Annotated in this window: 23 protein-coding genes and 1 pseudogene; 19 read left to right on the top strand and 5 right to left on the bottom strand. The window is 38.3% G+C overall.

Annotated elements, in window-relative coordinates; genetic code table 11:
• The first annotated feature begins 265 nt into the window (after window positions 1–265).
• Complete coding sequence (locus C1726_RS02690; protein WP_102271749.1) at window positions 266–1,549, top strand: MFS transporter; 1,284 nt, start codon at window positions 266–268, stop codon at window positions 1,547–1,549.
• Between the two features lie 127 nt (window positions 1,550–1,676).
• Here C1726_RS02690 and C1726_RS02685 read toward each other — a convergent pair whose 3' ends face one another.
• Window positions 1,677–2,384, bottom strand: a complete 708-nt coding sequence (locus tag C1726_RS02685; RefSeq protein WP_102271748.1) for a class I SAM-dependent methyltransferase — start codon at window positions 2,382–2,384, stop codon at window positions 1,677–1,679.
• A gap of 225 nt (window positions 2,385–2,609) precedes the next feature.
• Between C1726_RS02685 and C1726_RS02680 the strand changes: the two genes are divergently transcribed.
• From C1726_RS02680 to C1726_RS02670, 3 genes are all read left to right on the top strand, one after another.
• The gene (locus C1726_RS02680; RefSeq protein ID WP_142385051.1) at window positions 2,610–3,548 is read left to right on the top strand and encodes a COX15/CtaA family protein; all 939 of its coding nucleotides are present in this window, start codon (window positions 2,610–2,612) and stop codon (window positions 3,546–3,548) included.
• Window positions 3,549–3,873: 325 nt separating this feature from the next.
• Window positions 3,874–4,308, top strand: coding sequence for a DUF1641 domain-containing protein (locus C1726_RS02675; RefSeq protein ID WP_102271746.1), 435 nt, complete (start codon window positions 3,874–3,876; stop codon window positions 4,306–4,308).
• 36 nt (window positions 4,309–4,344) lie between these two features.
• Window positions 4,345–5,526, top strand: a complete 1,182-nt coding sequence (locus C1726_RS02670) for an NAD(P)/FAD-dependent oxidoreductase (protein ID WP_102271745.1) — start codon at window positions 4,345–4,347, stop codon at window positions 5,524–5,526.
• Between the two features lie 225 nt (window positions 5,527–5,751).
• Here C1726_RS02670 and C1726_RS02665 read toward each other — a convergent pair whose 3' ends face one another.
• From C1726_RS02665 to C1726_RS02655, 3 genes are all read right to left on the bottom strand, one after another.
• The gene (locus tag C1726_RS02665; RefSeq protein ID WP_102271744.1) at window positions 5,752–7,236 is read right to left on the bottom strand and encodes an aldehyde dehydrogenase family protein; all 1,485 of its coding nucleotides are present in this window, start codon (window positions 7,234–7,236) and stop codon (window positions 5,752–5,754) included.
• A 126-nt stretch (window positions 7,237–7,362) separates the two neighbouring features.
• Window positions 7,363–8,316 (bottom strand): amidohydrolase family protein, encoded by a 954-nt coding sequence (locus C1726_RS02660; RefSeq protein ID WP_102271743.1) that lies wholly within the window; start codon window positions 8,314–8,316, stop codon window positions 7,363–7,365.
• A gap of 32 nt (window positions 8,317–8,348) precedes the next feature.
• Entirely contained in the window at window positions 8,349–9,128 is a 780-nt protein-coding gene (locus C1726_RS02655; RefSeq protein WP_102271742.1) for an IclR family transcriptional regulator, read from the bottom strand.
• 246 nt (window positions 9,129–9,374) lie between these two features.
• On the opposite strand from C1726_RS02655, the gene C1726_RS02650 reads away from it, so the two are divergent.
• The 13 genes and pseudogenes from C1726_RS02650 to C1726_RS02590 all read left to right on the top strand — a co-directional run bounded on the left by C1726_RS02650 (window position 9,375) and on the right by C1726_RS02590 (window position 22,030).
• Window positions 9,375–10,838, top strand: a complete 1,464-nt coding sequence (locus tag C1726_RS02650) for an aldehyde dehydrogenase (RefSeq protein WP_102271741.1) — start codon at window positions 9,375–9,377, stop codon at window positions 10,836–10,838.
• Window positions 10,839–10,855: 17 nt separating this feature from the next.
• Window positions 10,856–11,632, top strand: coding sequence for a 2-keto-4-pentenoate hydratase (locus tag C1726_RS02645; RefSeq protein WP_102271740.1), 777 nt, complete (start codon window positions 10,856–10,858; stop codon window positions 11,630–11,632).
• A 19-nt stretch (window positions 11,633–11,651) separates the two neighbouring features.
• Window positions 11,652–12,536 carry an acetaldehyde dehydrogenase (acetylating) gene (locus C1726_RS02640; RefSeq protein WP_102271739.1) on the top strand — a complete coding sequence of 295 codons (885 nt, stop codon included), beginning with the start codon at window positions 11,652–11,654 and terminating at the stop codon, window positions 12,534–12,536.
• A gap of 19 nt (window positions 12,537–12,555) precedes the next feature.
• Window positions 12,556–13,578: a 4-hydroxy-2-oxovalerate aldolase gene (dmpG, locus tag C1726_RS02635; protein ID WP_102271738.1), complete on the top strand. Its 1,023-nt coding sequence runs from the start codon at window positions 12,556–12,558 to the stop codon at window positions 13,576–13,578.
• A gap of 14 nt (window positions 13,579–13,592) precedes the next feature.
• The gene (locus C1726_RS02630) at window positions 13,593–14,381 is read left to right on the top strand and encodes a 2-keto-4-pentenoate hydratase (RefSeq protein WP_102271737.1); all 789 of its coding nucleotides are present in this window, start codon (window positions 13,593–13,595) and stop codon (window positions 14,379–14,381) included.
• A 32-nt stretch (window positions 14,382–14,413) separates the two neighbouring features.
• A pseudogene (locus C1726_RS02625) lies at window positions 14,414–14,623 on the top strand (4-oxalocrotonate tautomerase); the annotation flags it as partial.
• 82 nt (window positions 14,624–14,705) lie between these two features.
• The gene (locus tag C1726_RS02620) at window positions 14,706–15,554 is read left to right on the top strand and encodes a DODA-type extradiol aromatic ring-opening family dioxygenase (protein ID WP_102271735.1); all 849 of its coding nucleotides are present in this window, start codon (window positions 14,706–14,708) and stop codon (window positions 15,552–15,554) included.
• A gap of 86 nt (window positions 15,555–15,640) precedes the next feature.
• Window positions 15,641–16,855, top strand: coding sequence for a 4-hydroxybenzoate 3-monooxygenase (gene pobA / locus C1726_RS02615; RefSeq protein ID WP_102271734.1), 1,215 nt, complete (start codon window positions 15,641–15,643; stop codon window positions 16,853–16,855).
• A gap of 306 nt (window positions 16,856–17,161) precedes the next feature.
• Window positions 17,162–18,223 carry a TRAP transporter substrate-binding protein gene (locus tag C1726_RS02610; protein WP_102271733.1) on the top strand — a complete coding sequence of 354 codons (1,062 nt, stop codon included), beginning with the start codon at window positions 17,162–17,164 and terminating at the stop codon, window positions 18,221–18,223.
• 24 nt (window positions 18,224–18,247) lie between these two features.
• Window positions 18,248–18,820 carry a TRAP transporter small permease gene (locus C1726_RS02605; protein ID WP_102271732.1) on the top strand — a complete coding sequence of 191 codons (573 nt, stop codon included), beginning with the start codon at window positions 18,248–18,250 and terminating at the stop codon, window positions 18,818–18,820.
• Complete coding sequence (locus C1726_RS02600) at window positions 18,810–20,114, top strand: TRAP transporter large permease (RefSeq protein WP_102271731.1); 1,305 nt, start codon at window positions 18,810–18,812, stop codon at window positions 20,112–20,114. Before C1726_RS02605 ends, C1726_RS02600 begins: the two co-directional genes overlap by 11 nt.
• A gap of 42 nt (window positions 20,115–20,156) precedes the next feature.
• Window positions 20,157–21,509, top strand: a complete 1,353-nt coding sequence (locus tag C1726_RS02595; RefSeq protein ID WP_102271730.1) for an aromatic ring-hydroxylating oxygenase subunit alpha — start codon at window positions 20,157–20,159, stop codon at window positions 21,507–21,509.
• A complete protein-coding gene (locus C1726_RS02590) occupies window positions 21,506–22,030 on the top strand; it encodes a 3-phenylpropionate/cinnamic acid dioxygenase subunit beta (protein WP_102271729.1) in 525 nt (174 codons plus the stop codon). Before C1726_RS02595 ends, C1726_RS02590 begins: the two co-directional genes overlap by 4 nt.
• Before the next feature lie 200 nt (window positions 22,031–22,230).
• Here the strand turns inward: C1726_RS02590 and C1726_RS02585 are convergent, their stop codons facing one another.
• Window positions 22,231–23,970: a sigma-54 interaction domain-containing protein gene (locus C1726_RS02585; RefSeq protein ID WP_180968076.1), complete on the bottom strand. Its 1,740-nt coding sequence runs from the start codon at window positions 23,968–23,970 to the stop codon at window positions 22,231–22,233.
• Window positions 23,971–24,328: 358 nt separating this feature from the next.
• Here C1726_RS02585 and C1726_RS02580 point away from each other — a divergent pair, with 358 nt between their 5' ends.
• The gene (locus C1726_RS02580) at window positions 24,329–25,264 is read left to right on the top strand and encodes a VOC family protein (protein ID WP_102271727.1); all 936 of its coding nucleotides are present in this window, start codon (window positions 24,329–24,331) and stop codon (window positions 25,262–25,264) included.
• Between the two features lie 37 nt (window positions 25,265–25,301).
• Complete coding sequence (locus C1726_RS02575; protein WP_180968075.1) at window positions 25,302–26,498, top strand: acyl-CoA dehydrogenase family protein; 1,197 nt, start codon at window positions 25,302–25,304, stop codon at window positions 26,496–26,498.
• Window positions 26,499–26,517: the final 19 nt, after the last annotated feature.

The following is a 26,517-nucleotide window of genomic DNA, read 5'->3' as shown; positions in this document are numbered from 1 at the left end:
ATCCAGCTCCAGCGCCTAGCCCCTCGAGGTCACAAGCCAATCCTCCCAAAAAGGTAAAGAGCACCTTTTAAGGAGGCTAGTCTTGTGCTTGTCGGGGCTGATCAAGGCGCTTCCGCATTTAGAGATATCCAGCTCCAGCGCCTAGCCCCTCGAGGTCACAAGTCAATCCTCCTAAAAAGGTAAAGAGCACCTTTTAAGGAGGCTCGTCTTGTGCTTGTCGGGGCTGATCAAGGCGCTTCCGCATTTAGTATAAGGAGGTTGTTTAATGAAGAAAATGTCCAAACCTGAACGCAGCTGGGTTTTTTATGATTGGGCAAACTCTGCCTATTCTATTGTTGTTGTAACTGCCATATTTCCGTTGTATTTTAAATCAGCTGCAACAGAGGCAGGAATATCTGCTGCAACATCAACAGCCTATTGGGGATATGCTAATTCAATCGCTACATTAATCGTTTCCATATTAGCTCCACTACTAGGGACGATTGCTGATTTTAGAGGGTTTAAGAAAAGATTTTTTACTTTCTTTGCCTGTTTAGGAATTGTTTTTACATTAATTCTAGCCGTTGTCCCAACAGAACAGTGGCTAATCTTATTAATTTGTTTTGTTCTGACTTCAATCGGATTTGCTGGGGCAAATATCTTTTATGATGCTTTTTCAGTAGATGTGACAAGTGAGGATCGAATGAACCGTATTTCCGCAAATGGTTTTGCTCTCGGATATATTGGAAGCACGATTCCTTTTATCTTGTCTATAGCTATAATTATTTTAGCTCAGCAAAATGTTATAGCGCTTTCTGTAGGAATTGCCAGCCAGATTGCCTTTGTCATTACAGCTTTATGGTGGGGACTTTTCACAATGCCTATGCTGAAAAATGTTGAGCAGATATACTATGAAGAGCGTGTGCCGAATCCAGTTTCTGCTAGTTTTAAGAAGCTTTTTACAACATTGAAAAATATTAAAGCCTATCGTGCGTTATTTTTGTTCTTATTAGCTTATTTCTTTTATATTGATGGGGTTCATACAATATTTACGATGGCAACAGCCTATGGTTCTGACATTGGAATCGATTCAACGACTCTATTAATTGTCTTATTTGTTACGCAGGTAATAGCCGCGCCATTTACAGTTCTATTTGGCAAGCTTGGACAAAGATTTAATGAAAAAAGAATGATTATGGTCGGAATACTTATGTATATTTTCATTTGTATATATGCTTACTTCCTGAAGACAGCCATAGACTTCTGGGTTCTTGCTCTTCTCGTTGGAACAGTTCAGGGCGGGGTTCAAGCTCTTAGCCGTGCCTATTTTGCTAAGCTGGTTCCAAAGGAATCTTCGAATGAATTCTTTGGCTTCTACAATATTTTTGGAAAGTTTGCTGCGATTGCAGGTCCAGTACTTGTTGGTGCTACAGCCCAAGTCACAGGGAATACGAACAGTGGGGTATTTAGTCTTGTTCTTTTATTTATCATTGGTGGGGTGCTGCTTCTTCGTGTACCAAAGCATGGTGGAGTGGCAGCGGATCAATCCATATCCACTACCACACATTAAAATGAGGAAAGGCTGCAATCAATTTTACAGATTGCAGCTTTTTTCGTATTTCAAATATAGAGAATTCTTGAATGTCTGAGATGGTCATAAGCAGTATTATCGGCAGTGAACGGAGTTTGGCTCCATATTATTTTATGGCGGTAATTATGAGTGCGGGTGTATCGATAGAGTATGGGCTGCTATTAAAGTTCCCATATGTGTTTATTTCTTTAAATCCGCAGCTTTCAAGAATTGGCAGCAGCTGACTCACTGTGGCTGGATATAATGGGATGGTATTAGATTGAGTTTTCCCATCTGCTATCAAGGTAGTAGTGAAAAGAATGTTCTCCTCCGCTATTTCATAATGACGCTGAAACTCGAAATTCTCCTTTCTAATCACGGGGAAGGAGAAATCCTTATTTACTAATACTCTTTCAAAATTGACTATTTGAAGAATAAATACACCATTCTTATTTAGCTTTTTAAATGCTGTCTGTAAAAATTGATCGATTTCTTCCAAGTTTCTTAAGTGAGCAAGAGTGTTGCCAATACAATAAATGCCGTCATAGGTCTCTGTGAATTCATCTAATTGCTGCATGGCTTTAGCCTCAGCATGAAGGGAAATAGTTTCGTCTAAAGCCTTCTTACGGATCTCTTCAGCCATCTTTTCCTCAGGCTCTGTTGCAGTAACATTGTAGCCTTCTTTTGCAAGAGCAAGGGCCATATTCCCCGTTCCAGCACCAACATCTAATAATTTCCCGCCTTTACGTAAATTTTCGGCTAGAAATTGTTTTGTATTTTTATTCGAAGGAAAAATTTGATCATAATATGGTGTTAATATTTTATAAAATGACATCTAGTAATCATCCTCTTTTTTTTATTCTTTTCTATTTTAACTATACGAAAATAATGACAAAACACTGTGATTGTTATCATAGCGAATAAACACTTCTTTTATCGAAATCCCACTATTATTAGCGAATGCCGATTTTTTGTGATTCATATCACCGTTTTGTTAATTTCCCTCTATTAAAATAAAAATAAAATTCTAAATTTTTTAATAAAGAAAGAGGTGTATTTATTGAATCGTGGTAGATTAGCGTTAGTTACTATTTTATTGACATATCTTTTGATTGTTTTTGGAGGATATGTTGCCTCATCAGAATCAGGAATGGGCTGTGGTCCTGAATGGCCGTTATGTAATGGAGCTGTCATTCCCATTTTGCAGGGCGATACTTTGATTGAATTTGCTCATAGAGTAATTGGCGCAATTCTAGGTATAATGTCAGTACTTTTATTCGTAAAAATAATTCGGTCACATACAAATACAACGATTCGTTCGGTTGCATGGGGAATGCTCTTCTTATTAACAGTACAAATTCTTCTTGGAGCTGTGGTTGTTATTCTTGATTTGCCTGCCATTGTCGTGACAGGACATTTATTAGTTGCCATGATATTTCTTGCCAGCCTGATCTGGCTTTGGAGGAGTACAGGCAAGAAGGAAACAAAGGATAAAATTCATACAGTTTCTATTAATATTGAAAAGCGTAAACAAATAATCAAACATTTAAATATTGTCTTAGTTCTGTTGCTATTAACTCTCGTTTTTGGTGCCTATATTAAGCATGAATCTTACGGATTAGCATGCGGGTGGCTAACTTGTGGGGATTCACTTTTTCCAAATACATTACCAGCCATTCTTCAAACGATACATAGAGTATTAGCTGTCATTTCTACCATCTATCTTTTGCAAATCAGTTTTTGGGCGTTTTCAAAAAGATGGGGTGTGGCTATGCAAAATCGTTTATTTATTGCAGTATTAGTTGTGCTGCTGCAGTTGCTAATTGGAGTATTGACGGTTATATCTTATCTTGATATCCCATGGGCAGTCCTGCATTTAGCAATTGGAACGGCATTATTCGGCTTCGTTTATGAGGCAAGGGCATTCGCAGGAATTCATATGCCTTTAACAAGAAAGCCGAGAATAGCTGTGAATGAACATAATAAAAGTCAGATGTGAAAATAGAACTACAAAAAAATGCTGACCTAGAATAATGGGGCAGCATTTTTTTGTTGAAGTGAGCCAATTATGTAATTTACTTGCTTCAAAACTAGGAAACATGCGGTTAATTAATAATCTTTAAATGTAAGTTTATAGTAATGCTAATATTTTTAAATATGTATTTGAAATTCTTAAAAGATAGGAGTATAGTAGTTAAGGGGTAACTGATAGGAAGCAAGCAAGTGAATTTTTTTTGAACTTTTTTGTGAAATATCACACAAGTCACAATTTCCTTTCAGTTTATTATTTTCAAAATATTTTTAGATGCAAAGGGGAATAGAAAATGACAGCTACGCTTACTCAAACAAAGCCAGAACAAGAAATGTCATCCAATCTTGAAAGACAAGATATTATTGATCAGCTGTTAAAACCAGAAGTCCAAGAGTCTTTAACAGCATTAGTAGATCAATTGCCAAAACTAACTGAACTTCTTAATGTATTAAATAAGTCTTATGACTTTGCTCAATCAGTTGCAACTGATGATGTATTAAAGAATGATACTGTTGGAGCGATTAAAGAAATAGTAGATCCTGTTAAAGATTCTGTGAAAAGTATTGCTGCAACTGCGATTGAAGCAAAGGATCGTGCAGCAGAAAGCCATGAAGTAATCGGTCTTTTTGGTCTTTTAAAAATGATTAAAGACCCTCAAGCACAAAAACTTTTCCGTTTTATAACAGCTTATCTTGAAATTTCTTCAGAACGCAGCAGCCAAAAATAATTCTTTCTATACAACAAAGTAAGGACGGGGAAAATAATGACGAAACATATTGTTATTCTAGGTGCAGGTTACGGCGGACTTCTTTCAGCTCTAACTGTTCGTAAATATTTAGATAGTAATGAAGCTTATGTTACAGTAGTAAATCAATATCCAACACACCAAATCATTACGGAATTACACCGTCTTGCAGGTGGAACAATCTCTGAGCAAGCTGTTTCTATGCCATTAGAAAAGCTTTTCAAAGGTAAAGATATTGATCTTAAAATTGCTAAAGTGGAATCATTCTCTGTAGATAATAAAGAAGTGAAGCTTTCTGATGGTTCAACATTAACATATGATGCACTTGTTGTATCTTTAGGCAGTAAAACAGGGTACTTCGGTATCCCAGGTCTTGAAGAAAACAGCATGGTTTTAAAATCAGTTGATGATGCAAACAATATTTTCAATCATATTGAAGGCAAAATTCGTGAATATGCGAAATCAAAAAATGAAGCAGATGCAACGATCGTAATCGGCGGCGGCGGTTTAACAGGTGTTGAATTAGTCGGTGAAATCGCTGACAACATGCCGAAAATTGCTAAGAGCTATGGCGTAGATCCAAAAGAATTAAAGATCAAGCTTGTAGAAGCAGGTCCAAAAATTCTTCCAGTATTGCCAGACCACTTAATTGAACGTGCGACTGCAAGTCTTGAAGCGCGTGGGGTAGAATTCTTAACTGGTCTTCCTGTAACAAATGTTAGCGGCAATGAAATTGACTTAAAAGATGGGACAAAAATCATTGCAAATACATTTGTATGGACAGGCGGTATCCAGGCTCTTCCTATCGTTGAAGAATCTGGTCTAGCTTGTGATCGCGGCCGTGCAACCGTAAATGAATTCCTGCAATCAACTTCACACAATGATGTATTTGTTGTTGGTGACAGTGCTGTTGCATTCCCTGCTGAAGGTGGACGTCCATACGCACCAACTGCGCAAAATGCATGGCAAATGGGTGAGCTTGTTGGCTACAACCTATATGCATTCCTACAAGAAAAAACGTTTGAAGTATTTGCTCCAATCAATTCTGGTACACTTGCAAGTCTTGGACGCAAAGATGCGGTTGCAACAATCGGTGCAAACAATACTTCATTAAAAGGTATGCCTGCTACATTAATGAAAGAAGCAAGTAATGTTCGTTACTTATCACATATTAAAGCGTTATTTAGCTTAGCTTACTAATATATAAACACAGAAAGAACCGGTGTGTAGCATGAAATTTGCTATTCAACCGGTTCTTTTTTCTATTATTAGCTATATTTTGCAAAAATGTAGGTTTTATTTGCAAAACCTGACTTATTTCTGCAAATGAATAGATATTTTTGCAAAAAGTAGATGCTATTTTGCAAAATACCATATATATTTGCAAATCGCTTTTTCGAGGAAATAACAACAACAGTTGGAATGTTAGAATGGATACTGCCGTTCTTTGATTTGAACGGAAACCCATTTAGTTATAGTAAATTCTTCAACCACCCATGGATTTCCAAATCGCCCCAGCCCACTCGCTTTATTGCCGCCAAATGGGATATTTGGCGCATCGTTTACGGTTTGGTCATTCAAATGGGTCATCCCGCTATCAATCTGGAGGGCCAATTCCTCACCGCGAATTAGGTCACTAGTAAAAATAGCAGAGCTAAGTCCATAATCTGTATCATTAGCAATTCGAATTGCTTCCTCATCTGATTCTGCTTTAATAATTGTGGCAATAGGTGCAAACACCTCGGTTTGTGCGAGTTTACTCGAGTTGTCAACATTCGTGAAAACGTATGGCGTAAGAATATTGCCTATCCGCTTGCCTTCAAGTGCAAGCGTTGCCCCTTCCTTTTTTGCATCCTCAATATATTGTAAGGCTTTTTCAATCTGGCGTTCATTGATTAAAGGGCCAATTACAGTCTTTGGATCTCTTTGGTAGCCATAAGGAAGGACCTTAGCTTTTTCGATAAATCCCTCAACAAATTGATCATACACATTCTTATGAACAATCAAGCGATTAATGATCATACAAATTTGACCTTGATGAATAAATTTACCAAAGATGGCTGCATTGACTGCTTGATCGACATCTGCATCTGAGAGAACGACAAATGGACTGTTTCCGCCTAGTTCAAGGGCAACTCGCTTTAGGTTTTGCCCAGCAATTGCTCCGATATGACGTCCAACTTCGGAGGATCCTGTAAAGCTAATTAACTTTGAATGAGGATTCGTAAGCATCTCTTCGCCAATTTCATTAATGTCTGTTTGTACGATGTTCAGTACGCCTTTTGGCAAACCTGCATGCTCAAATGCCTTTGCAATAATCGAACCGCCAGAGAGTCCTACTTGAATGTCGGGCTTATGCACCACACTATTTCCTAAAGCAATTGCCGGTGCAATGGTCCTCATTGATAGATTCATTGGAAAATTAAACGGAGAAATGGAAGAAATAACTCCTAATGGCAGTCTATGAATATGATGAAGCTTTTCTTCTGATCCAGGAACTTCCCTCACTGAATAGATTTCATTCGCATACTTAATTGATTCCTCTAAAAACTCAAGTGCCAAGTGCAGCTCTATATTGCTTTTTAAAACACTGCCACCTGTTTCAAGACCAAGAATTTCAACAATTTCTTCACGATTGTTTTTTAAATACTCCGCAGCTTCATGAAGAATTTCCCTTCTTTGCTCCACGGTAGATTTAGCCCAATCTTTTTGTGCTTTTTTTGCATTTTCAAATGCTTCCTTCAGCTGTTCCTTAGTTGCCAACTTGATAGTTGTGATGACAGAACGGTCATAAGGATTGACAATTTCATAGATTTGATTGCTTTTACCCTCTTGCCACTCTCCATTAATAAAACTTCTGCTCATTTCTTCGTTGATAAGGCTGTTTTTAACTTCTTTATACTGCTGCATGTTAAAACCCCTTTCACTATGGAATAATGGTAGCGTTTTCAACTTTACTTATTCACTAGTGTATCAGCTGGAAGAGTCAGGAAACAGTAGCTTGTTGCGCTATATGAAATAAGAGTAAACTTATGTTTAACTTTGAACTGACTTTATTGCTAATAAGGAGTGAATCCCTTTTTTATTTGTAATTTCAGGAGGCCAAACACTTAAATCAAATGGGTAGTCTGATCCGGGTACAACTCTATCTGCACCAACTGTTTTCGTCAAAAAATCTAAACTTTCTTTATCCCAAAGAACTGAATCATACCAAAAGCGTTTTAAATATTCAGATGGGGGTGCTTCTAATCTGGAAGAAACCTGATCCCACATGTCAAATCCCTTATTCAATCGTCCAATCTGGTATGGAAGAAAACCACCTCCATGAGCAAAAAGAATTTTTACATTCGGATATTTATCGATTAGACCACTTAAAAGAATATCGGATGCACAAACTGTCGTCTCCCATGGGATCCCAACTAAATTTGGCATCATATATTTTTGAAGACGAGGATTCTCACTTAAAAGTGGATGAACAAAAATAATTGCTCCTAATCTATTTGCTTCCTCAAAAAAGGGTCTGAAAAATTCATCTGACAACATTTTCCCCGGCAGTCCCGGACCGATAATGACACCCCTTAACCCTTGATGGATGGCATCTTGAAGCACTCTTGCTGCATTTTCAGGATAGGTGAGGGGAACTGTTCCTAGTGCAGAAATTCGATAAGGAGCAGTTTTAACTAGCTGAATTAAAGAATGGTTATACACTTCCGATATCTCAACAGTAATTTCTTGAGGAAAGTCATACATGAACAGCTGTGGAATCGGAGAAATGATAGAATGAGAGATTCCTGCTTTTTGCTGTTCATGGCTGTATAATTCAAAATCATAGAAAGCGGGTTTTAATTCAAATCCCCATTTTTCATCAATAAAAAGAAAGTCTGCTTTATTTTTTGCCTTTTTCTCCCATTTAGCTTTTGCCTTTACCTGATTGTCTTTTAGCCACGTTAATACGTCCTGCGGGATAAAATGTGTATGGAAGTCATACATATGAATCACTCCTTATTAATTAACTTACTTTTCTATTTCCAATACCCCATTCTGCTTGAAATGTCATTCGCTGCACTAATCACTTTTTTCGATAGCGCTGGCATTTTTGATGGTTGAATTCTTTGTTTTGGACCTACAATTGCAAGGGCAGCAATAACTTTTCCTTGATAATCATAGACAGGTGCGGCGATTGAATTGACCCCTTCATGAAATTCTTCGATACTAAACGCAAATCCCTTTTCTCTAATATGTTTTAAATGGGTAACCAATTTCTTAGGATCTACAATCGTGTTTCTAGTAAAACGCTGTAACCCTCTTTCAATAACTGCTTCGATTATTTCCTCTTTTGCATACGCAAGTAATGTTTTTCCCGAGCTTGTACTATAAGGGGGATTTCGTTTTCCAATATGCGTTAATACCTTAACAGGATGATTGCATTCGACTTTTTGTAAGTATATGACCTCATGATTATCCAAAACGGCAATATGTGCGGTTTCTCCGACTTCCTGAACAAGTCTATTTAAGACAGGGTGTGACTCTCGGTAAATATCCATTTGACTGTTAACGATTCCTCCCAATGATAGAAGGGATAGTCCTAAACGATATTTTTTCGAGTCGGGGTCTTTGAATACAAATCCCTCACTCGCCAATGTAGACATGGTTCTGCTCACAGTACTCTTATTTAATCCAAGTGATTCAGCCAATTCGCTTATTTTCTTTTCAGGTTCATCCATTGAAAAGCTTCGTAAAATTCGGAGTGCATTTTTTACAGATGAAAGATGATTATCCCCTGCAATATTCTTTACAGTCATTGTTTTCCCCCTTAATAAACAGTTTCTATGTGATAAACAATGTTGCTTCATAGTGGACAATATAACAAAATTTTCAGAAAATAGGAAGTGGATTATATATAATTTCTAAGCCATTTAATAAAAAATGCAAAAAAAAATCTTTTGTTGCATATAGCGCAACTCATGCGTTGTATACGAGTTTAGAAAGCGATAACATAAATTTATGTAAATAGTCTAAAAATTAATTACTTTAGGAGGAATACAATCTTGCAAACAGAAACAAGGGTACGAGCGATAAATTGTCGCCACTTCATTAATGGGCAGTTCGTTGATTCACAAAATCAGAAAACATTTGAAAATATTAATCCGGCAACGGAAGAGGTTTTAGGGACAGTTGCCGAAGGAGGAAAAGAAGAAGTAGATTATGCTGTTGCAGCTGCAAGAAGAGCTTTAAACGGTTCATGGAAAAAAACAACACTTCAAGAACGTTCAAAAATTCTCCGCCGCATCGGTGACTTGATTCTTGAACGACAAGAGGAGCTTGCACATCTAGAATCTCTAGATACAGGAAAGCCGTTTGCATTGGCAAATAGCATTGATGTGCCAAGAGCCGCATATAATTTTCACTTTTATGCTGATTATATTATATCTGTTGGTACAGATGCCTATCAACAGGATCAGCAGGCGCTGCATTACTCCTATCGCCGTCCTGTTGGTGTAGTAGGAATTATTAAACCTTGGAATCTGCCATTATTATTATTAACGTGGAAATTGGCTCCTTGCTTAGGGATGGGAAATACAGCGGTTATAAAACCAGCAGAATGGACGCCAATGACTGCTACAGTGTTAATGGAAATTTGTAAAGAGGCTGGAGTTCCGGATGGAGTGGTCAACCTTGTCCATGGTTTTGGTCCTAACTCTGCAGGCGGTGCTATTTCTGAACATCCTGACATAGATGCCATTTCATTTATTGGTGAGCCGGGTACGGGTTCTTCCATTATGAAATCAGCAGCCGATTCTTTGAAAAAGCTTTCCTATGAATTAGGCGGGAAAAATCCTAACATTATTTTTGCTGATTCTGATTTAGATGAAGTGATTGAAACGACGCTAAAATCTAGCTTCATAAACCAAGGGGAAGTTTGTCTTTGCGGTTCCCGTATTTATGTGGAGCGTCCAATTTATGACGAATTCATTAGTAGATTTGCTGAAAGAACGAAGGAGTTAAAGGTAGGACATCCATTAAGTGAGAATACAAATGTAGGAGCGTTAGTTAGTAAAGAGCATTATGACAATGTGAACAAATATATTGAAATCGCCCGGAATGATGGGGGAACAATTGTTACTGGAGGCAAACGTCCGGAAGGATTCGAAAAGGGTTATTACTTAGAACCAACAATTATTACAGATTTGGATCGCAATTCCCGCTGTGTTCGGGAAGAAATATTTGGACCGGTGGTTACTGTAACTCCATTTGATATGGAAGAAGAAGTAATTATGCAAGCAAATGATACCCATTACGGATTAAGTGCAACGATATGGACGAGTGACTTGAAACGAGCTCATCGTGTAGCCCATCAGATTGAAGCTGGAATTATTTGGGTTAATACATGGTTTTTACGAGATTTAAGAACTCCATTTGGTGGCATGAAGCATAGTGGAATTGGTAGAACAGGCGGCATGCATAGTCTTGACTTCTATTCGGAAATATCCAACATTACGATCAAATTGTAGGAAAGGAAGTAAGTGAATTGACAACACAAATCAAACAATTTGCAGATCAATTGGCTGAGGCGGAGTCTACTTGTACCGGAATAACACCAATCACTTCAATAAATCCCGGGCTTACTATTGAGGATGCCTACAAAATCCAACTTGAAAACATTTATGACAAAGTAGAGCATGGTCAGAAAATTATTGGCAAGAAAATTGGATTAACATCTATAGCTATGCAGCAACTGTTAGGGGTTGATGAACCAGATTATGGGCATTTGCTTGACAGTATGGTGATTGAAAATGGTGGCAAAATCTCCATTAAAAAAGTTCTTCAGCCTAAAGTAGAAGCAGAAATTGCCTTTATTTTGAGAAAAGAATTAAGAGGGCCAAATGTAACGGCCCTTGATGTGATTCAGGCTACGGATTATATCGTTCCTGCCTTAGAAATTGTCGACAGCCGAGTTAAGGATTGGAAGATTAAGCTGGCTGATACGATTGCAGATAATGCTTCTTCTGGCTTTTATGTATTAGGAGGAAAACCAACGAGAATCGATGAGGTCGATCTTGAATTAATTGGAATGGTGTTATCGAAAAATGGGGAGATCATGAATACAGGAGTGGGAGCTGCAGCACTTGGGAATCCTATTCATTGTGTAGCATGGCTTGCTAATAGATTAGCAGACTTTGATATTCCACTGCGGGCAGGGGAAGTGATTTTATCAGGGGCTCTTTCTGCAGCGGTTGAAGCAAATGCTGGGGATTCATTTACAGCAAGATTTGCACATATTGGGCAGGTAAGTGTTCATTTTTAGAAAAAGAAGGGAGAGCATTATGGGAAAAGTAAAAGTTGCTGTTCTTGGTTCGGGAAATATCGGGACAGATCTGATGTTAAAGCTTCATCAGTCAGAACTGTTGGAACTAACTGCTGTTATTGGAATCGACCCTAAATCAGATGGGTTAAAAAGAGCAAGAGAGCTAGGCTATGAAATGATTGATACAGGAATTGAAGGCTTTCTAGAGCGGGCAGAACTTGCGGATATTATTTTTGATGCAACTTCAGCAAAAGCACATATCAAACATGCGCAATTATTAAGAGAAGCGGGAAAACAAGTATTAGATTTAACCCCAGCAGCTGTAGGACCATTCGTTGTTCCTCCAGTAAATTTAAAGGAGCATTTAGACGCAGATAATATTAACCTCATCACATGTGGCGGGCAGGCAACGATTCCGATTGTTCATGCAATCAACCAAGTCCAGCAAGTAGAGTATGCGGAAATTGTTGCAACCATTTCCTCTAAAAGTGCTGGTCCGGGGACAAGGGCAAATATTGATGAATTCACACAAACAACTGCTCGTGGAATCGAAAAAATTGGCGGGGCAAAAAAGGGAAAGGCAATAATCATTCTTAACCCCGCAGAGCCGCCAATCCTAATGAGAGATACGGTTCACGTAATCGCCGAAGATGCTCAAGCGAATGAGGAGGAAATTACTGCTTCTATTAAAGCAATGGAAAAACAGGTTCAAACCTATGTTCCTGGTTACCGATTGAGACAGGATCCCATTTATGATAGCAATAAAGTAACTGTATTTATTGAAGTTGAAGGCGCTGGGGATTATTTACCGAGGTATTCCGGAAACCTTGATATTATGACAGCTGCTTCTGTCAAAGTTGCGGAAGAATGGGCAAAACATAAAATCAACCAAGTAACTGTTTAGGAATGGAGATGACCTAAAAATGGACTCAAGAGATATTCTTATAACTGAAGTTGCCTTACGCGATGGCAGCCATGCGATTCGCCACCAATTTACGGTTGATCAAGTCACACAAGTTGCCAAAGGACTTGATGAAGCAAATGTTCCTTATATAGAAGTAACACATGGAGATGGGTTAGGCGGGTCTTCTTTACAATATGGATTGTCATTAACGAATGAATTGGAATTAATCGAAGCTGCTGCTGCATCCGTTAAAAATGCCAAAATTGCCGTCTTGCTTTTGCCAGGAATCGGTACAATGCCTGAATTAAAGGAGGCGGCTCGTTTAGGCGCAAAAATGGCTAGAATCGCTACTCATGTTACAGAAGCTGATGTTGCCACCCAGCATATCGCATTAGCTAAAGACCTCGGCCTTGAAACAGTCGGCTTCCTCATGATGTCACATATGGCGCCAACAGCTAAATTGGTAGAACAGGCAAAATTGATGGAGAGCTATGGAGCCGATACTGTCTATGTTGTTGATTCTGCTGGTGCGCTCCTTCCACATGAGGTGCATGAGAGGATTCGTGCGTTAAAAAATAATTTGTCGATTCATGTTGGATTCCATGCACACAATAATCTGTCGCTAGCTATGGCGAACACGCTTGCGGCAATTGAAGAAGGTGCCACAAGAATTGATGGAAGCATACGTTGTCTTGGAGCAGGGGCAGGCAATACGCAGACAGAAGTGTTGGTTGCTGTACTCGACAGAATGGGAATCAGAACGGGAATAGATATTTATAAAATGATGGATATTGCGGAGGACCTTGTTGCACCAATTTTGGAAAAGCCGCAGGAAATTACGAAGGATAGCTTAGTTCTCGGTTATGCTGGGGTTTATTCCAGCTTTTTGCTTCATGCACAGCATGCGAGTAAAAGGTTTGGCATTGACTCCCGTGACATCTTAATTGAACTAGGGAAGAGAAATGTTGTTGGCGGACAGGAAGATATGATTATCGATGTTGCAGCAGAAATTTCAAGGCATAAACAAGGAGCTGGGGTTTAAAAGGAGGAACTTTTATGATCAGTGAGGAATACAGGAAAATAGCAAAATATTTACTGGCAGCAGAGGTTGAAAAACGTGAAGTAATAAAGGTAACTACCGAAATGAAACCGGATTTAACCGTAGAAGAAGCTTATTTTGTCCAACAAGAGCTAGTTAACATAAAACAGGAAGAAGGCAAGCGGATCATTGGTCCTAAGATGGGCTTAACGAGTCAGGCAAAAATGAAGCAAATGAATGTAGATGAACCAATTTATGGGTATGTGTTTGATTATATGCTGATTGATAACGGTGGGAAGCTCCCCTTTCATGAATTAATCCATCCAAAAGTCGAAGCAGAGATTGCTTTCGTGATTGGAGAAGACATCGAAGGGCCTGGTGTATCTGGAGCTCAGGTCCTAGCTAAAACGGAATATGTTCTTCCAGCACTTGAAATCATCGATAGCCGCTATGAAAATTTCAATTTCACACTTCCTGATGTGGTTGCAGATAATGCATCTACATCTAGAGTTGTGTTCGGGACAACATTAAAAAAACCAGAGCTATTTGAATTGGATTTAGTCGGAGCTACTCTATCCATTAATGGAGAAATAAAAGACTTAGGGGCGGGTGCCGCCGTTCTTGGCCACCCAGCAAATGCGATTGCAAGGTTAGCGAATATGTTAGCAAAAAAAGGTGATAAAGTACGCAAGGGGGATGTTATCTTGTCGGGTGCATTGACAGGTGCAACAATGCTAGCAAAAGGTGATGTTGTAAGCGGAAAGTTTGACGGACTTGGTGAAGTGACTTTTACCGTATCAGTGTAAGCTAGTCCCTCCTTAAATTCAAATATACTAATGAAGAAAGAGGAGAAAGTATGCCAATTGTAAACATACAAATCCTAGAGGGCAGACCGAAAGAAAAGATTGCAGAGGTTATTTATAATGTGACCAACACGGTTTCAGAAACATTGGATGCACCGAAAGAGAATATTCGAGTCATTGTCACTGAAATTCCTAAGACACATTGGGGAAAGGCAGGAAAACCGATAGCAGAAAATTCAATGTGAGGCACCTTAGGGGAGGTGTTTTGGGGAAGCTAGTGCTCTGCCGAAATTTTTACTATTAAATATCTTGGGAGGGTTACAGGAAATGACTATTGAGTTAAGTATGCTCGTTCCACATGTCCCTAGTATTTGTCATGAGGACCAGGTTCCAGATTTTCAGCAGGATATGGTTTCAGCTATGAAAAGAATGGCAAAAGAGATTGAACAAATAAAACCTGATGTCATTGTGCTGGTCTCTTGCCATTGGCCGTCTACATTTTTTCATTATGTCGATTGTACACCTATCCATAAAGGGATCTTAACAGCGATAGAGGCACCAGATTTAATTAAAGATGTCCCATATTACTACCCAGGGGATGCGGATTTAGCTGCAGAATTAGTTATAGCAGGACAAGAGGCTGGTCTTCAAGTACAAGGGGTAAATGATCCTTATTACGTTTGGGATTATGGGAGTGTGGTACCGCTTCGCTATCTTGTTCCAAAAGAGGATATTCCAGTAATTAATTTATCAGTCACATTGGCAGCAAGTCTTGATGAAACGTACAGGTGGGGAACAGCCATCGCCGAGGTTCTGCGTGATAGCGACAAGCGGGTTGTCTTTCTATCGAGCGGGGCATTGTCACATAATCTCGTAAGGGGAAGGCATAATAAACCAACGATTGCAGAGCATGCTTTAGATAAACAATTTATTGAATATGTAATGAATAAAGACTTTAAATCTGCCTATCAAATGCTTCCAGAATATGCGAGAATGGCGAGGGTTGAATCAGGCGGCCGTCATTTAGCGATGCTGTTTAGCATGATTGAAGATGGCTGCCAACCAATATATATGGCTGATGGACAATCTTCTGGTAGCTGGAACGTACTAATTACATTTGGGAAAAAAGTAGTATCATCTTCCGAAGAGAAGGTAGAAGAGGAATTTATTAAATAATACCAAAAAAAAACTGCGCGGAAAATTAACTGAAATTTCACGCAGTTTTGTTTTTTTAATAGTTACTAGGGAAGGTGAACAAGAATATGCAGACGCAAGTAGGAATTATTGGAGCTGGACCAGCTGGACTATTACTTTCACATTTATTGTATTTACAAGGAATTGATTCGATTATTCTTGAAAAGAGATCACGGGAGGAAATAGAAGGGACCATTCGAGCAGGTGTTTTGGAACAAGGAACAGTTGATTTGTTGAATGCAGCCGGAGTTGGTGAACGAATGATGAAGGAAGGGCATACCCATCATGGAATAGAATTGCAGTTTAACGGGAAAAGGCATAGGATTAATATGCATGAACTGACAGGCGGAAAGAAAATTACCGTTTATGCCCAGCATGAAGTGATTAAGGATTTAGTTGCTCAGAGACTCAAGGATGGCGGGGAAGTTTTATTTAATGTTAGTGATGTTAGCTTACATGAATTTGAGACAAATGAGCCAAAAATTCGCTTTAAGGTTGAAGGAGAGGAACAGGAAATTTCATGTGATTTTATCGCGGGATGTGATGGATTCCATGGACCAAGCCGTCAGTCGATTCCAAAGACGATTCGTACCGAAAAACAGCAAATTTATCCTTTTGGCTGGCTGGGAATTTTGACAGAAACTGCTCCTGTGAATCCCGAATTAATCTACACAAACCATGAGCGGGGATTTGCTCTATTAAGTACAAGATCTCCAGAAATTCAGCGTCATTATCTTCAAGTTGATCCTAAAGATGACATTGCTAACTGGTCAGACGATCGGATTTGGAGCGAACTGCATGAAAGGGTGGATACAGAGGATTTTTCAATTACAGAGGGGCCGATTATTCAAAAAAACATTGTTTCGATGCGCAGCTTTATTTGTGAAACGATGCAGCATGGGCGGCTATTTCTTGCTGGGGATGCTGCCCATATCGTTCCTCCAACAGGGGCAAAAGGGTTGAACTTAGCTGTTACAGATATTCAGGTATTATTGCACGGAATAGTGGAATACTATCAATCTGGTAAAACGGAAGTTCTTGATCAATATTCGGACATTTGCCTCCGCCGGATTTGGAAAGCACAAAGATTTTCTTATTGGATGACAACCATGCTTCATCGCAATCAAAGCCATAGTCCTTTTGAACGTGGCGTGCAATTAGCAGAATTAGACTATGTTGCATCTTCCCGATCAGCTGCAACAAGTCTTGCAGAAAATTATGTTGGGCTGCCAATGGAGATCCCAGGGAAGAAATCAACTAATTTGTCTATGTTATCGATATAGACTCAAAAATACTCGCCTTTCAAAAACGCATCTTTTGAAAGGTTTTTCTTTTGGCGATTTTTCCTTCATACCAATTTAAAATGATAAAAAACAAGAAAAAGTTTTGGGTTTGTTGCGCATAGTGAAACTATAGGGTTGTTGGGCTCATTTATTTAAAATAATATGATAATTAGAAAATACGAAATATTCGTTTTTTTATTAATTGAGAGGGTGATTGAATCATAGACAATAGTTTTTTGAACTAATATGAAAGCGCTTTACAATCGTTGATTCAATTACTATAAAAAATAATAGGGGGATATGAAGATGAATAAAAAAAGTTTGAAATTATCCTTTGTAAGTGTAATTGCCCTTATGCTAGTTATTTTGACAGCATGCTCAAATAGTACTGGTGGAGAAAAGGGCGGGGATACAAAAGGAGAGACGCTTGAATTTAAAATGGGGCATATGAATTCACCAGATCATGTCCAGGATAAATGGGCAAAGCGACCATTTACTGAAGAAGTTGCTAAAGTAACAGAGGGAAGAGTGAAGTTTGAAATGTATCCTGGAGGGGCACTAGGCGGACCGAAAGAAACTTATGACAATATTGTAACCGGTATCATGGATGCGGGATGGGGGCTGCAAGGATATAATGCCGGTAAATTTCCTATCCACTCAGTTCTCCAATTGCCGTTCTTGACTGACGGGAATGGGGCAGAGCTAAGTGTTGTTGCGCAAAAATTGTATGATACATTTCCTGAAATCCAGAAGGAATATGACGATGTGAAACTTTTATGGGTTCATGCTGCTGACCCATATGCAATTATTACAAAAGGGAAAGCGGTCAGAACATTTGAAGATGTAAAGGGATTGAAACTAAGAACTCCATCCGTAGAAGCAGGCGAAATGATTAAGTCGTGGGGAGCTACACCTGTTTCATTACCAGCACCAGAAATTTATGATGCAATGCAAAAAGGGGTTATTGATGGGGGCGTGCTGCCTGTAGCAGCTATCAAGGACTTCAACCTATTTGATGTAGTTGATTATGTAACGCTTGGCGATTTTAACACAAGTATCTACTATGTTGCGATGAATAAAAACAGCTGGAATAAGATTTCAAAATCCGACCAGGAAAAAATTGAAGAATTAATTGGGATCCCAATGGCAGAGAAAGCAGGAGATGCTTTTGATCGTCAAAAGGTTTTAGCCGAGGAAGAAGCGAAAGCAGGGGGAACGGAATTTATTTCTTTATCTGATTCAGACCTGCAGAAGTTCAAGGATGTGTCAAAGGGAGTAACGGAAAACTGGCTAGCTGAAATGGAAAAGGCAGGAATAGATGGACAGAAGATATACGATGAGACGGTTAAATTAATTGAAAGCAAGTGAACATAAATTGCGAGGTGTTTCACTATGAAACAGGAAGTGCAGCAGGAGGTAAAGTTGGGAGTTATTACTCCCAACGAAGTTTCCTTTTCTCACAAACTAATAAATCTATTAGAGAGAATAACCTATTCATTTAATAACGTACTGCATAAAATTTCTAGCATAATCTTATTTTTATTGATGTTTTTAACAACAGCAGATGTAGTAGGAAGATACTTTTTTAATAAACCAATTACTGGAACTTACGAATTAACCGGTTTAGCACTGGCCATAATGATATTTTTTAGTCTTGGATCAGCGCAAATTAAGAAAGATCATATTGAAATTGATTTTTTAACGAATAAAATGCCTTTAAAAATTCAAGATGGGCTATATGCAATTGCATCATTTCTATTATTCATTCTAATGTCATTCACAACATGGCAATTATTCGAATTTACAAAAAGGACGATGCAAGGAAATGAATTAAGCGGTGATTTAGGATTGCCTTTATATATTTTTATCGCCTTAACGGTAGTTGGGGCATTATCGTTTACTCTTACCTTTTTATTAGATTCACTTAAGTCTTTTCTTAAGGCGGTGAAAAAGAATGAGTCCTGAGCTGATAGGAGTTATTGGTATTGTATTGCTGTTGGTTCTTATCTTATTAAGGGTTTCTGTTGGGCTTTCTTTATTTTTAGTAGGGTTTCTAGGTGTATCGTGGCTAACTGATTGGAGTGTTGCATTTTCGCAATTAGGTTCATCAGCATTTGGCACTAGCAATAGCTACTCTTTAAGTGTGATTCCAATGTTTATATTAATGGGCATGTTTATGTCAAATACTGGATTAGGAAAAGATTTATTTAATGCAGTTGATAAATGGATTGGCCATTTTCGAGGGGGACTTGCGATTGCTACAGTTGGTGCTGCTTCCATCTTTTCCGCAATTTCGGGATCCTCTAATGCAACAACTGCAACATTAGCTAGAATTTGTATTCCTGAAATGAATCAATTCAAATATAAAACAACCTTTTCAACAGCATCAGTTGCTGCTGGAGGTACATTAGGTGTTTTAATCCCTCCAAGTGTACTCTTAATTATATATGGTGCTCTAACATCTGAACCGATTGGCCCTTTATTAATTGGTGGTCTAATTCCTGGGATTATTATGACATTGTTATTTATGGCAATGATTAATATTCAAGTCCGTTTGAATCCTGAAATTGCTCCAACAAAAAAAGAAGCAAATTCAATCAGTGATCGATTCGCATCTTTAAAAGGTGTATGGCCATTCTTGCTTATATTTGCAATTAGTATTGGCGGTATTTATTTCGGTGTTTTCACTCCAAGTGAAGCTGGCGGAATCGGAGCGATTGGCGCCTTTATTTTGACACTTATTACAAAGCGATTGAACTTTAAAGGTTTAATTTCTTCTTTGGACGAAACGCTCCGATTAACTGTCATGTTATTTTTAATCCTAATTGGAGCAGCCTTATTTGGTAAGTTTTTGGCGCTAAGCCAAATTCCGATGTATTTAACGAATGTTGTTGGTTCATTGAATGTCTCTCCTTATCTAATATTAGCCTTAATTCTGATCGTTTACTTTATACTTGGAATGTTTCTTGAAGGAATTGCGATTATGACACTTACGTTGCCAATTGTTTATCCATTAATTACTCAGTTAGGCTTTGACGGTTTATGGTTCGGAATTATTATGATTATGCTCATTAATATCGGAGTCCTTACACCACCTTTAGGATTAAGTGTTTATATTATTAGTGGAGTCGTAAAAGATGTGCCAATTGAAAAGATATTTAAAGGGGTTATACCAGCAATTATAACAATGGCCATTTTTACAATCATTCTGATCATCTTTCCAGACATCGTTACTTTTTTACCGAGTTTAATAAAATAGACATCTAAGCTCATTTCAATTCTTTGGGAGGGTTATCCAAAAATGATAAAAAGGACAATAGATGAAAAAGCCTTTCAACTATTAAAGGAAAAAATGGAGCAAGGTCTCTTGCCCCAATGGGTATTAACAGATCCAGATATTTACGAATTAGAGATAGAAAAAATTTTCGGCCATACATGGCAATTTCTTGGACATGAAACCGAGTTAAAGGATCCTGGAAGCTATGTGACAAGATGGATGGCGAATGATCCGGTCTTACTTGTTAAAAATCGAGAAGGGGAAATTAAAGCCTATCTAAATTCCTGTACACATCGGGGAACACAATTATGTACTGCTGATCGGGGAAATAAAAAAACGTTTACATGTCCATACCACGGATGGAGTTATAATCTGGATGGTGATTTAGTAGGGATTGTTGCGGGTAACAAAGTATATGGTGAAGAAATGGATAAATCAGAATGGGGTTTGCGGAAAATTCCTCAGGTTGAAATCTATCAAGGGATGATTTTTGGTAATCTTGATCCGAATGCAATACCTTTAGAAGAGTACCTTGGTGAAATGAAATGGTATTTTGATATATTGCTAGGCAGAAGTGATGGTGGAATGGAAGTAAGAGGTCTTCCACAGCGCTGGGTGGCAAAAGCAAACTGGAAAGCAACCGCAGAAAATTTTGCAGCTGATCCATACCATGTCCAGACCACTCATCGTTCAACTGTTGAAATGGGTATTAGTCCGGAGGATCCTTTATATGCAGGATACGGTCACCAAGTTGTCTTGGGAAATGGTCATGGAATCAATGTCATCACATCCAAGACAGGAAAAGCGAGGGTACCTTACCAAGGGACACCTGAATCGATGTGGCCAATGTTTAAGAAAAATTTAACATCAGAGCAGGATGAGATACTGTCAAAAGTAACGGTTTTTGTTGGGGGCGTATACCCGAATTTATCATTTGTCAGTCCGATCCACGGTACTGAAGGGCATTTGCATAACTACTTGAATTTTCGAATGTGGAGACCAATAGGTCCAGAAAAGGTTGAAGTATGGTGCTGGTTTATGATTGATAAGGTTGCTCCTGAGGAATACAAAGAAGCAGCATATAAAGGCTATTTAGGTTCATTTGGTCCTACGGGCACACTGGAGCAGGATGATACTGAGAACTGGGCCCGGATTGTTGAAGTCAGTAAAGGGTTAATGATGCGTGACAAAGAACTTAATTATAATAGTGTCAGCAATTACTTAATGGGCATGAATCGGGTTGAGCCTGATGAACATTTTCCTGGACCAGGAACTGCTTATCCAACCACTTATATTGATGCAATTGCAAGAAGTATGCATGAAAACTGGCTAGAGCTCATCACTAAAGAACTTTTTGTAAAGGAGAATGTGAAATGAGTTCAGGATTATCGATACAGGTAACTCCTGAGTTGCACTATGAACTTGCTAACTTGCTTTATCAGGAGGCATATTATTTAGATAACCGAAAGTATAAGGAATGGCTTGAATTATTGTCGGAGAATTTAATTTATCGTATGCCTTTAAGGGAGACAGTGGAGGGGGTAGGGGCCGATAATATTTCTCCGGATATGGCATTTTTTGATGAAACAAAAATTTCATTGAAAACTAGAGTGAACCGGTTATACACGAAATCAGCCTGGGTTGAAAACCCAGCAACAAGACAGCGTCACTTTATTTCGAATGTTATGATTGAACCTACAGGCGATCCGAATGAGTACAAAGTTAGAAGTTATTTTTTATTTAAAAGAAGCAGAGGATCAACGCATGATATAGAAGAAATGTTTGGTGAACGCAACGACATCATCCGCAAGGAAAATAATGAATGGAAAATTGCTGAAAGAACTATTTTTCCTGATCAGGCTGTGATTACAACAATGAATATGAGTATGTTTTTGTAAACTTGTAAAAAACCACTAAAGGCGTTATCTTTAGTGGTTTTATGCTTTATCGCAGATAAACGGGCTGTAAGAGCCCCACTTCAAGAAGATGAGGGAACAAAAAATTCTAGGTGGGGGATCAACAGCCCGTAAATGCCCGATTAGTTCAACTAACAATCAGTGGGGAATAAAGAAAAACCCCCACTGATTGAAGTTTCACTTTATTCTAAAATGTTATATTTTCGCATCTTATCGTATAATGTTGACCTTGATATACCTAATTTCTTAGCAGCACGGCTTTTATTAAAATTTGTTTCAGAAAGAACACCAATAATTACTTGATGTTCAACCTCTTCTAATGGCATTTGAGGAAGACGGGTAACCTCGACCGTTCTTATCTTATTTAAATTAGAGTGCGAATCCTCGATTAAATGTTGGGGCAGATGGGAAATTTCAATCGTATCTGCCGACAACAGTACAGCTCGCTCGATCACATTTTCAAGTTCTCTTACATTCCCATGCCATGAATAATTCTCTAATAAGTTCATTGCATCTTCACTTATATCCGGGGAAGGTTTATTAATTCGTTTTGACGTTTTTTCGATAAACATTTGAACCATAATAGGAATATCCTCCGGTCTATCTCTTAAAGGAGGGACGGTAAGGTGCAATACATTCAACCGATAAAAGAGATCAAGCCGAAAGTTTCCTTTTTTAACTTCTTCCATTAAATTCCGATTTGTAGCTGCGATGATTCGAAAATTAATCGGTATTTCCTTATTTCCCCCTACACGTGTAATCGTACGATTTTGAATGACTCTAAGTAATTTAGACTGCATCTCTAATGGCATTTCACCAAGTTCATCTAAAAAGACAGTTCCATCATTAGAAAGTTCAAACTTCCCCAACTTTCCACCTTTTCGAGCACCAGTGAAAGCTCCATCAACATATCCAAACAATTCACTCTCAATCAGATCTCTTGGAATGGACGAACAATCAATTACGATAAAAGGACCGTTTCTTCTATGACTATGATAATGAATACCTTGTGCAATTAATTCTTTCCCTGTGCCACTTTCTCCTTCAATTAAAATACTTGAATCAGTATTTGCACCCGCTTTCGCAAGTTTAATAAGATGGGTCATACTATCACTTTTAAATAAAATATCATCAAAGTGATAGTTCACCTTTTTCTGCACATAGTCGGCTGCCAAATTGCGAACCGTTCTTATTTCCCTAAAGGGAAGCACAGCTCCTACCAATTGCTTACGATCATCAATAATAGGTACAGCTGATATCATGATATGAATTTGACCTTTCCTAGTCGTCCTTAGTATTTCCTTATTAACAAATCCTTTTTGAGTAACAAGAACGTTAAGAAGTTCATCATGGAAGTCGACTACCTTGCTTAAGTGGGTACCTAAAGCTTCTTCAGCATCTGTTTGTAAAATTTCTGCACCTAGACGATTAAGAAATGTAATATCGCCAAATTTATTGATACTGAGATATCCTTCTTCGACAAGGTCTACAATTTTTTTCTGATATTCACTTTTAAGGAAGATTTCCTCTGTATTTCGTTGTGAGGCAATACGGAAGCTAGAGTAATCTGAAAGTAAGGTAAGTAAAAGTAAAATTTCGGGATTGTTATTTTCGGAATATGTACAGACGATGAAATACTTATCTTCTCTGTCTGTTGCTATTGGTGCAGAATAAATCCAATCGTTTTGATTTCCTTGGTGGGGGTATGAGGTGACATGATTCTGAAATTGTATTTTTTTTATCCAATCCATTCCTTGTATATGATTTTTAACCTGATTATTTTTCAAGTCAAAGAGACATACAAAGGATTTGTCATGTTTAAAAATAAATAATTTTTGAATCAGCCGATTCCGTTCAAAAATAGCTCTATTTGTTATTTCTGCCAGGTTAGAAATTAAATGGTTATCCGTTATTTCCCTCACAAAAACACCCCTAGTACTTTTATCATTTTCGTGAATAGTCATACCACAGTATTAGTTCATTCTAATTATAACACAATATTTTAAATATTATAAATTGTATGATTTATGGACAATTTAGCGAGAAGTGTACGATTTTAATTGCATGATTTTCGGACACTTTTGTTTTGTGAATCATTGATATATACATTGTGAAAAAAGGTTTAATAAAAAATGTTTTCCATTATTGACAGCGTTTTCATTATGAAAACGGTATTTTTCTATTTTATAAAGTCAAATTGGCATGAGACTTGCATTATAAAGAGTGGAAGCCTAACAAATTTCTGCAATTTGAAAAGAAGAAACTTTAGGAGGAATTATCATGAAAAATCCACATTATTTATCCCAGCTTTCTCACGTTGAACTATTAAGTCCTAAACCAGAAGAAACCGTTAAGTTTTATAAAGAAGTTATTGGTTTAGAAGAATCTGGCCGACAAGGGCAATCTGTCTATCTCCGAGCCTGGGGAGAATTTCACCATCATAGCTTGAAAATTACTGAAGGAAAAGAAGCGGGATTAGGTCATATCGGATGGCGGGCAGATTCTGCGGAGGCATTAAAGGATGCAGCCCTTTTTATTGAGGGGACGGGTCAAGGAAAAGGATGGACAGAAGGCGATTTAGGACATGGGGCAGCCTATCAGTTTTATTCACCAGATGGTCATTTAGAAGAAGTGTTTTGGGATGTTGACTTATATGATGCACCAGAAAATCTTCGGAGCAAGTGGAAGAATCGTCCGCAGAAAAACCCGGGAAGAGGAATTTCACCTAGGCGTCTTGACCATGTAACCGTTCATAGCAGAAATACAAAAGCATGCCGTGAATTTTATCAGAAGTTAGGTTTTAACTATCATGAGGGGATTTTTACCGATAATTATGATATTGAAGTTGGGGCGTGGCTCTCTGTAAGTAATTTATCGCATGATATTGCAATCATCGGTAACCCAAAAGGAAAACCCGGAGCAGTCAATCATGTATGTTATGCGGTTGAAAGTCGTGAGGAAGTACTATTAGCAGCTGACCATATTATCGAAAGTGGCTATGAATTAGCGATGGGCGGACCTACTCGTCATGCATTAGCAGAAGGCTTTTTCTTTTATGTTGATGAGCCAGGCGGAAACAGATTTGAAATTTATGCTGGGGCTCATCTAGTATTTGCGCCTGATTTTGGTCCATTTAAGTGGAAATTATCGGAAAATCCAAATGATGCTTGGGGAAGAGAAAACCCGTTTGGAACTAAGGGTGAAATTTTAAAATAGCGGATTGATGTCCTAATACATGAGAGGAGGAAAGATGATGTCAAATGTTCATCGAGTTGTTGAACAAATTTCATATGTAGAGGCAATAAAGAGAGCAAAGTCTCTTGCAACAATCATTAGGGAACGAGGAAAACAAGCTGAGGAACTTCGTCAGCAGCCAAAAGAAACTATTCAAGAAATTGTAGATTCGGGCCTGATTCGACTATTACAGCCTAAGAAATGGGGAGGTCACGAACTATTTTTTGATTCATTAGTAGATACAACCATTGAAATTGCTAAGGCTGATCCGTCTTCTGGATGGTGTTTCACATTATTAGGACTTCATTCATTTATGTTGGCTGGTTGGCCGGAAAAAGCCCAAGAAGATGTGTGGTCTAAAAATCCTAATGCTCTAATCACTTCAGCATTCGCACCAATTGGTAAAATGGATCATTTGGAAGATGGGGTGAGATTAAGTGGAAGCTGGAGTTTTTCATCTGGTGTTGACCACAGTGAATGGGCAATGGTAGGGGCTTTTCAACCACCTGAAAAAGCGGGTATGCCTCCGAAACATCTAATGTTATTAGTTCCAAGGGAGGATTACCAAATTATTGATGATTGGCACGTTGCGGGGATTGAGGGGAGCGGAAGTAAGACAATTACAATTGTAGATGCTTTTGTACCGAATTATAGAATAGTAGATTTGGTAGGTTGGTCTAAATTTAATGATATTCCAGGGACGATAGTGAATAAGGCACCAATGTATAAACTCCCGGTAATGACGGTCATTGGACATTTCCTCGCATCTGCTGTTTTAGGGGCTGCACTTGGTGCTTATGATTTATGGAAGGAAACGAGTAAGAAGAAAGTTGCCATCTATACTCAAAATCAAGTTACACAGTTTACACATCAACAAATTCGCTTGTCGGAGTGTTCAGTAGAATTGGATGCAGCAGATGCGATTCTGCATCAATCTATAGAACAGTTACGGACAACTGAACATTTAACTGCTGAGAAAAAAGTATTGCTTGCTCGAAATTTTGCTTATGTAGCCAAGGTAGGTTCCAAAGTAACGGGACGACTCTTTGAAAACAGTGGTGCAAGTTCAATTTACAGTCATAATCCGATGCAGCGCTTTTGGAGGGATACACAAATCATGTCCATGCACGCTGCACTGAATTTTGATATGGCTGGGGAGAACTTTGGAAGGGTGGAATTAGGAGTTCCGTTAGATCCAAAGAATATTCTTATATGAAAAAAGATATGGAGTGATT

The organism is Cytobacillus massiliigabonensis, assembly GCF_900199725.1.
Lineage (GTDB): Bacteria > Bacillota > Bacilli > Bacillales > Cytobacillaceae > Cytobacillus > Cytobacillus massiliigabonensis.
This window is presented reverse-complemented; position numbering and strand designations above follow the sequence as displayed.

What these genes read in the sequence shown, in the direction of transcription:
- C1726_RS02620 (WP_102271735.1), top strand. Translation starts at nt 14,706, where the DNA reads ATGACTATTGAGTTAAGTATGCTCGTTCCACATGTCCCTAGTATTTGT.
- C1726_RS02600 (WP_102271731.1), top strand. Translation starts at nt 18,810, where the DNA reads ATGAGTCCTGAGCTGATAGGAGTTATTGGTATTGTATTGCTGTTGGTT.
- C1726_RS02575 (WP_180968075.1), top strand. Translation starts at nt 25,302, where the DNA reads ATGTCAAATGTTCATCGAGTTGTTGAACAAATTTCATATGTAGAGGCA.
- C1726_RS02610 (WP_102271733.1), top strand. Translation starts at nt 17,162, where the DNA reads ATGAATAAAAAAAGTTTGAAATTATCCTTTGTAAGTGTAATTGCCCTT.
- C1726_RS02630 (WP_102271737.1), top strand. Translation starts at nt 13,593, where the DNA reads ATGATCAGTGAGGAATACAGGAAAATAGCAAAATATTTACTGGCAGCA.
- C1726_RS02675 (WP_102271746.1), top strand. Translation starts at nt 3,874, where the DNA reads ATGACAGCTACGCTTACTCAAACAAAGCCAGAACAAGAAATGTCATCC.
- C1726_RS02595 (WP_102271730.1), top strand. Translation starts at nt 20,157, where the DNA reads ATGATAAAAAGGACAATAGATGAAAAAGCCTTTCAACTATTAAAGGAA.
- C1726_RS02590 (WP_102271729.1), top strand. Translation starts at nt 21,506, where the DNA reads ATGAGTTCAGGATTATCGATACAGGTAACTCCTGAGTTGCACTATGAA.
- C1726_RS02665 (WP_102271744.1), bottom strand. Translation starts at nt 7,236, where the DNA reads ATGCAGCAGTATAAAGAAGTTAAAAACAGCCTTATCAACGAAGAAATG.
- C1726_RS02580 (WP_102271727.1), top strand. Translation starts at nt 24,329, where the DNA reads ATGAAAAATCCACATTATTTATCCCAGCTTTCTCACGTTGAACTATTA.
- C1726_RS02685 (WP_102271748.1), bottom strand. Translation starts at nt 2,384, where the DNA reads ATGTCATTTTATAAAATATTAACACCATATTATGATCAAATTTTTCCT.
- C1726_RS02670 (WP_102271745.1), top strand. Translation starts at nt 4,345, where the DNA reads ATGACGAAACATATTGTTATTCTAGGTGCAGGTTACGGCGGACTTCTT.
- C1726_RS02655 (WP_102271742.1), bottom strand. Translation starts at nt 9,128, where the DNA reads ATGACTGTAAAGAATATTGCAGGGGATAATCATCTTTCATCTGTAAAA.
- dmpG (WP_102271738.1), top strand. Translation starts at nt 12,556, where the DNA reads ATGGACTCAAGAGATATTCTTATAACTGAAGTTGCCTTACGCGATGGC.
- C1726_RS02640 (WP_102271739.1), top strand. Translation starts at nt 11,652, where the DNA reads ATGGGAAAAGTAAAAGTTGCTGTTCTTGGTTCGGGAAATATCGGGACA.
- C1726_RS02605 (WP_102271732.1), top strand. Translation starts at nt 18,248, where the DNA reads ATGAAACAGGAAGTGCAGCAGGAGGTAAAGTTGGGAGTTATTACTCCC.
- pobA (WP_102271734.1), top strand. Translation starts at nt 15,641, where the DNA reads ATGCAGACGCAAGTAGGAATTATTGGAGCTGGACCAGCTGGACTATTA.
- C1726_RS02690 (WP_102271749.1), top strand. Translation starts at nt 266, where the DNA reads ATGAAGAAAATGTCCAAACCTGAACGCAGCTGGGTTTTTTATGATTGG.
- C1726_RS02660 (WP_102271743.1), bottom strand. Translation starts at nt 8,316, where the DNA reads ATGTATGACTTCCATACACATTTTATCCCGCAGGACGTATTAACGTGG.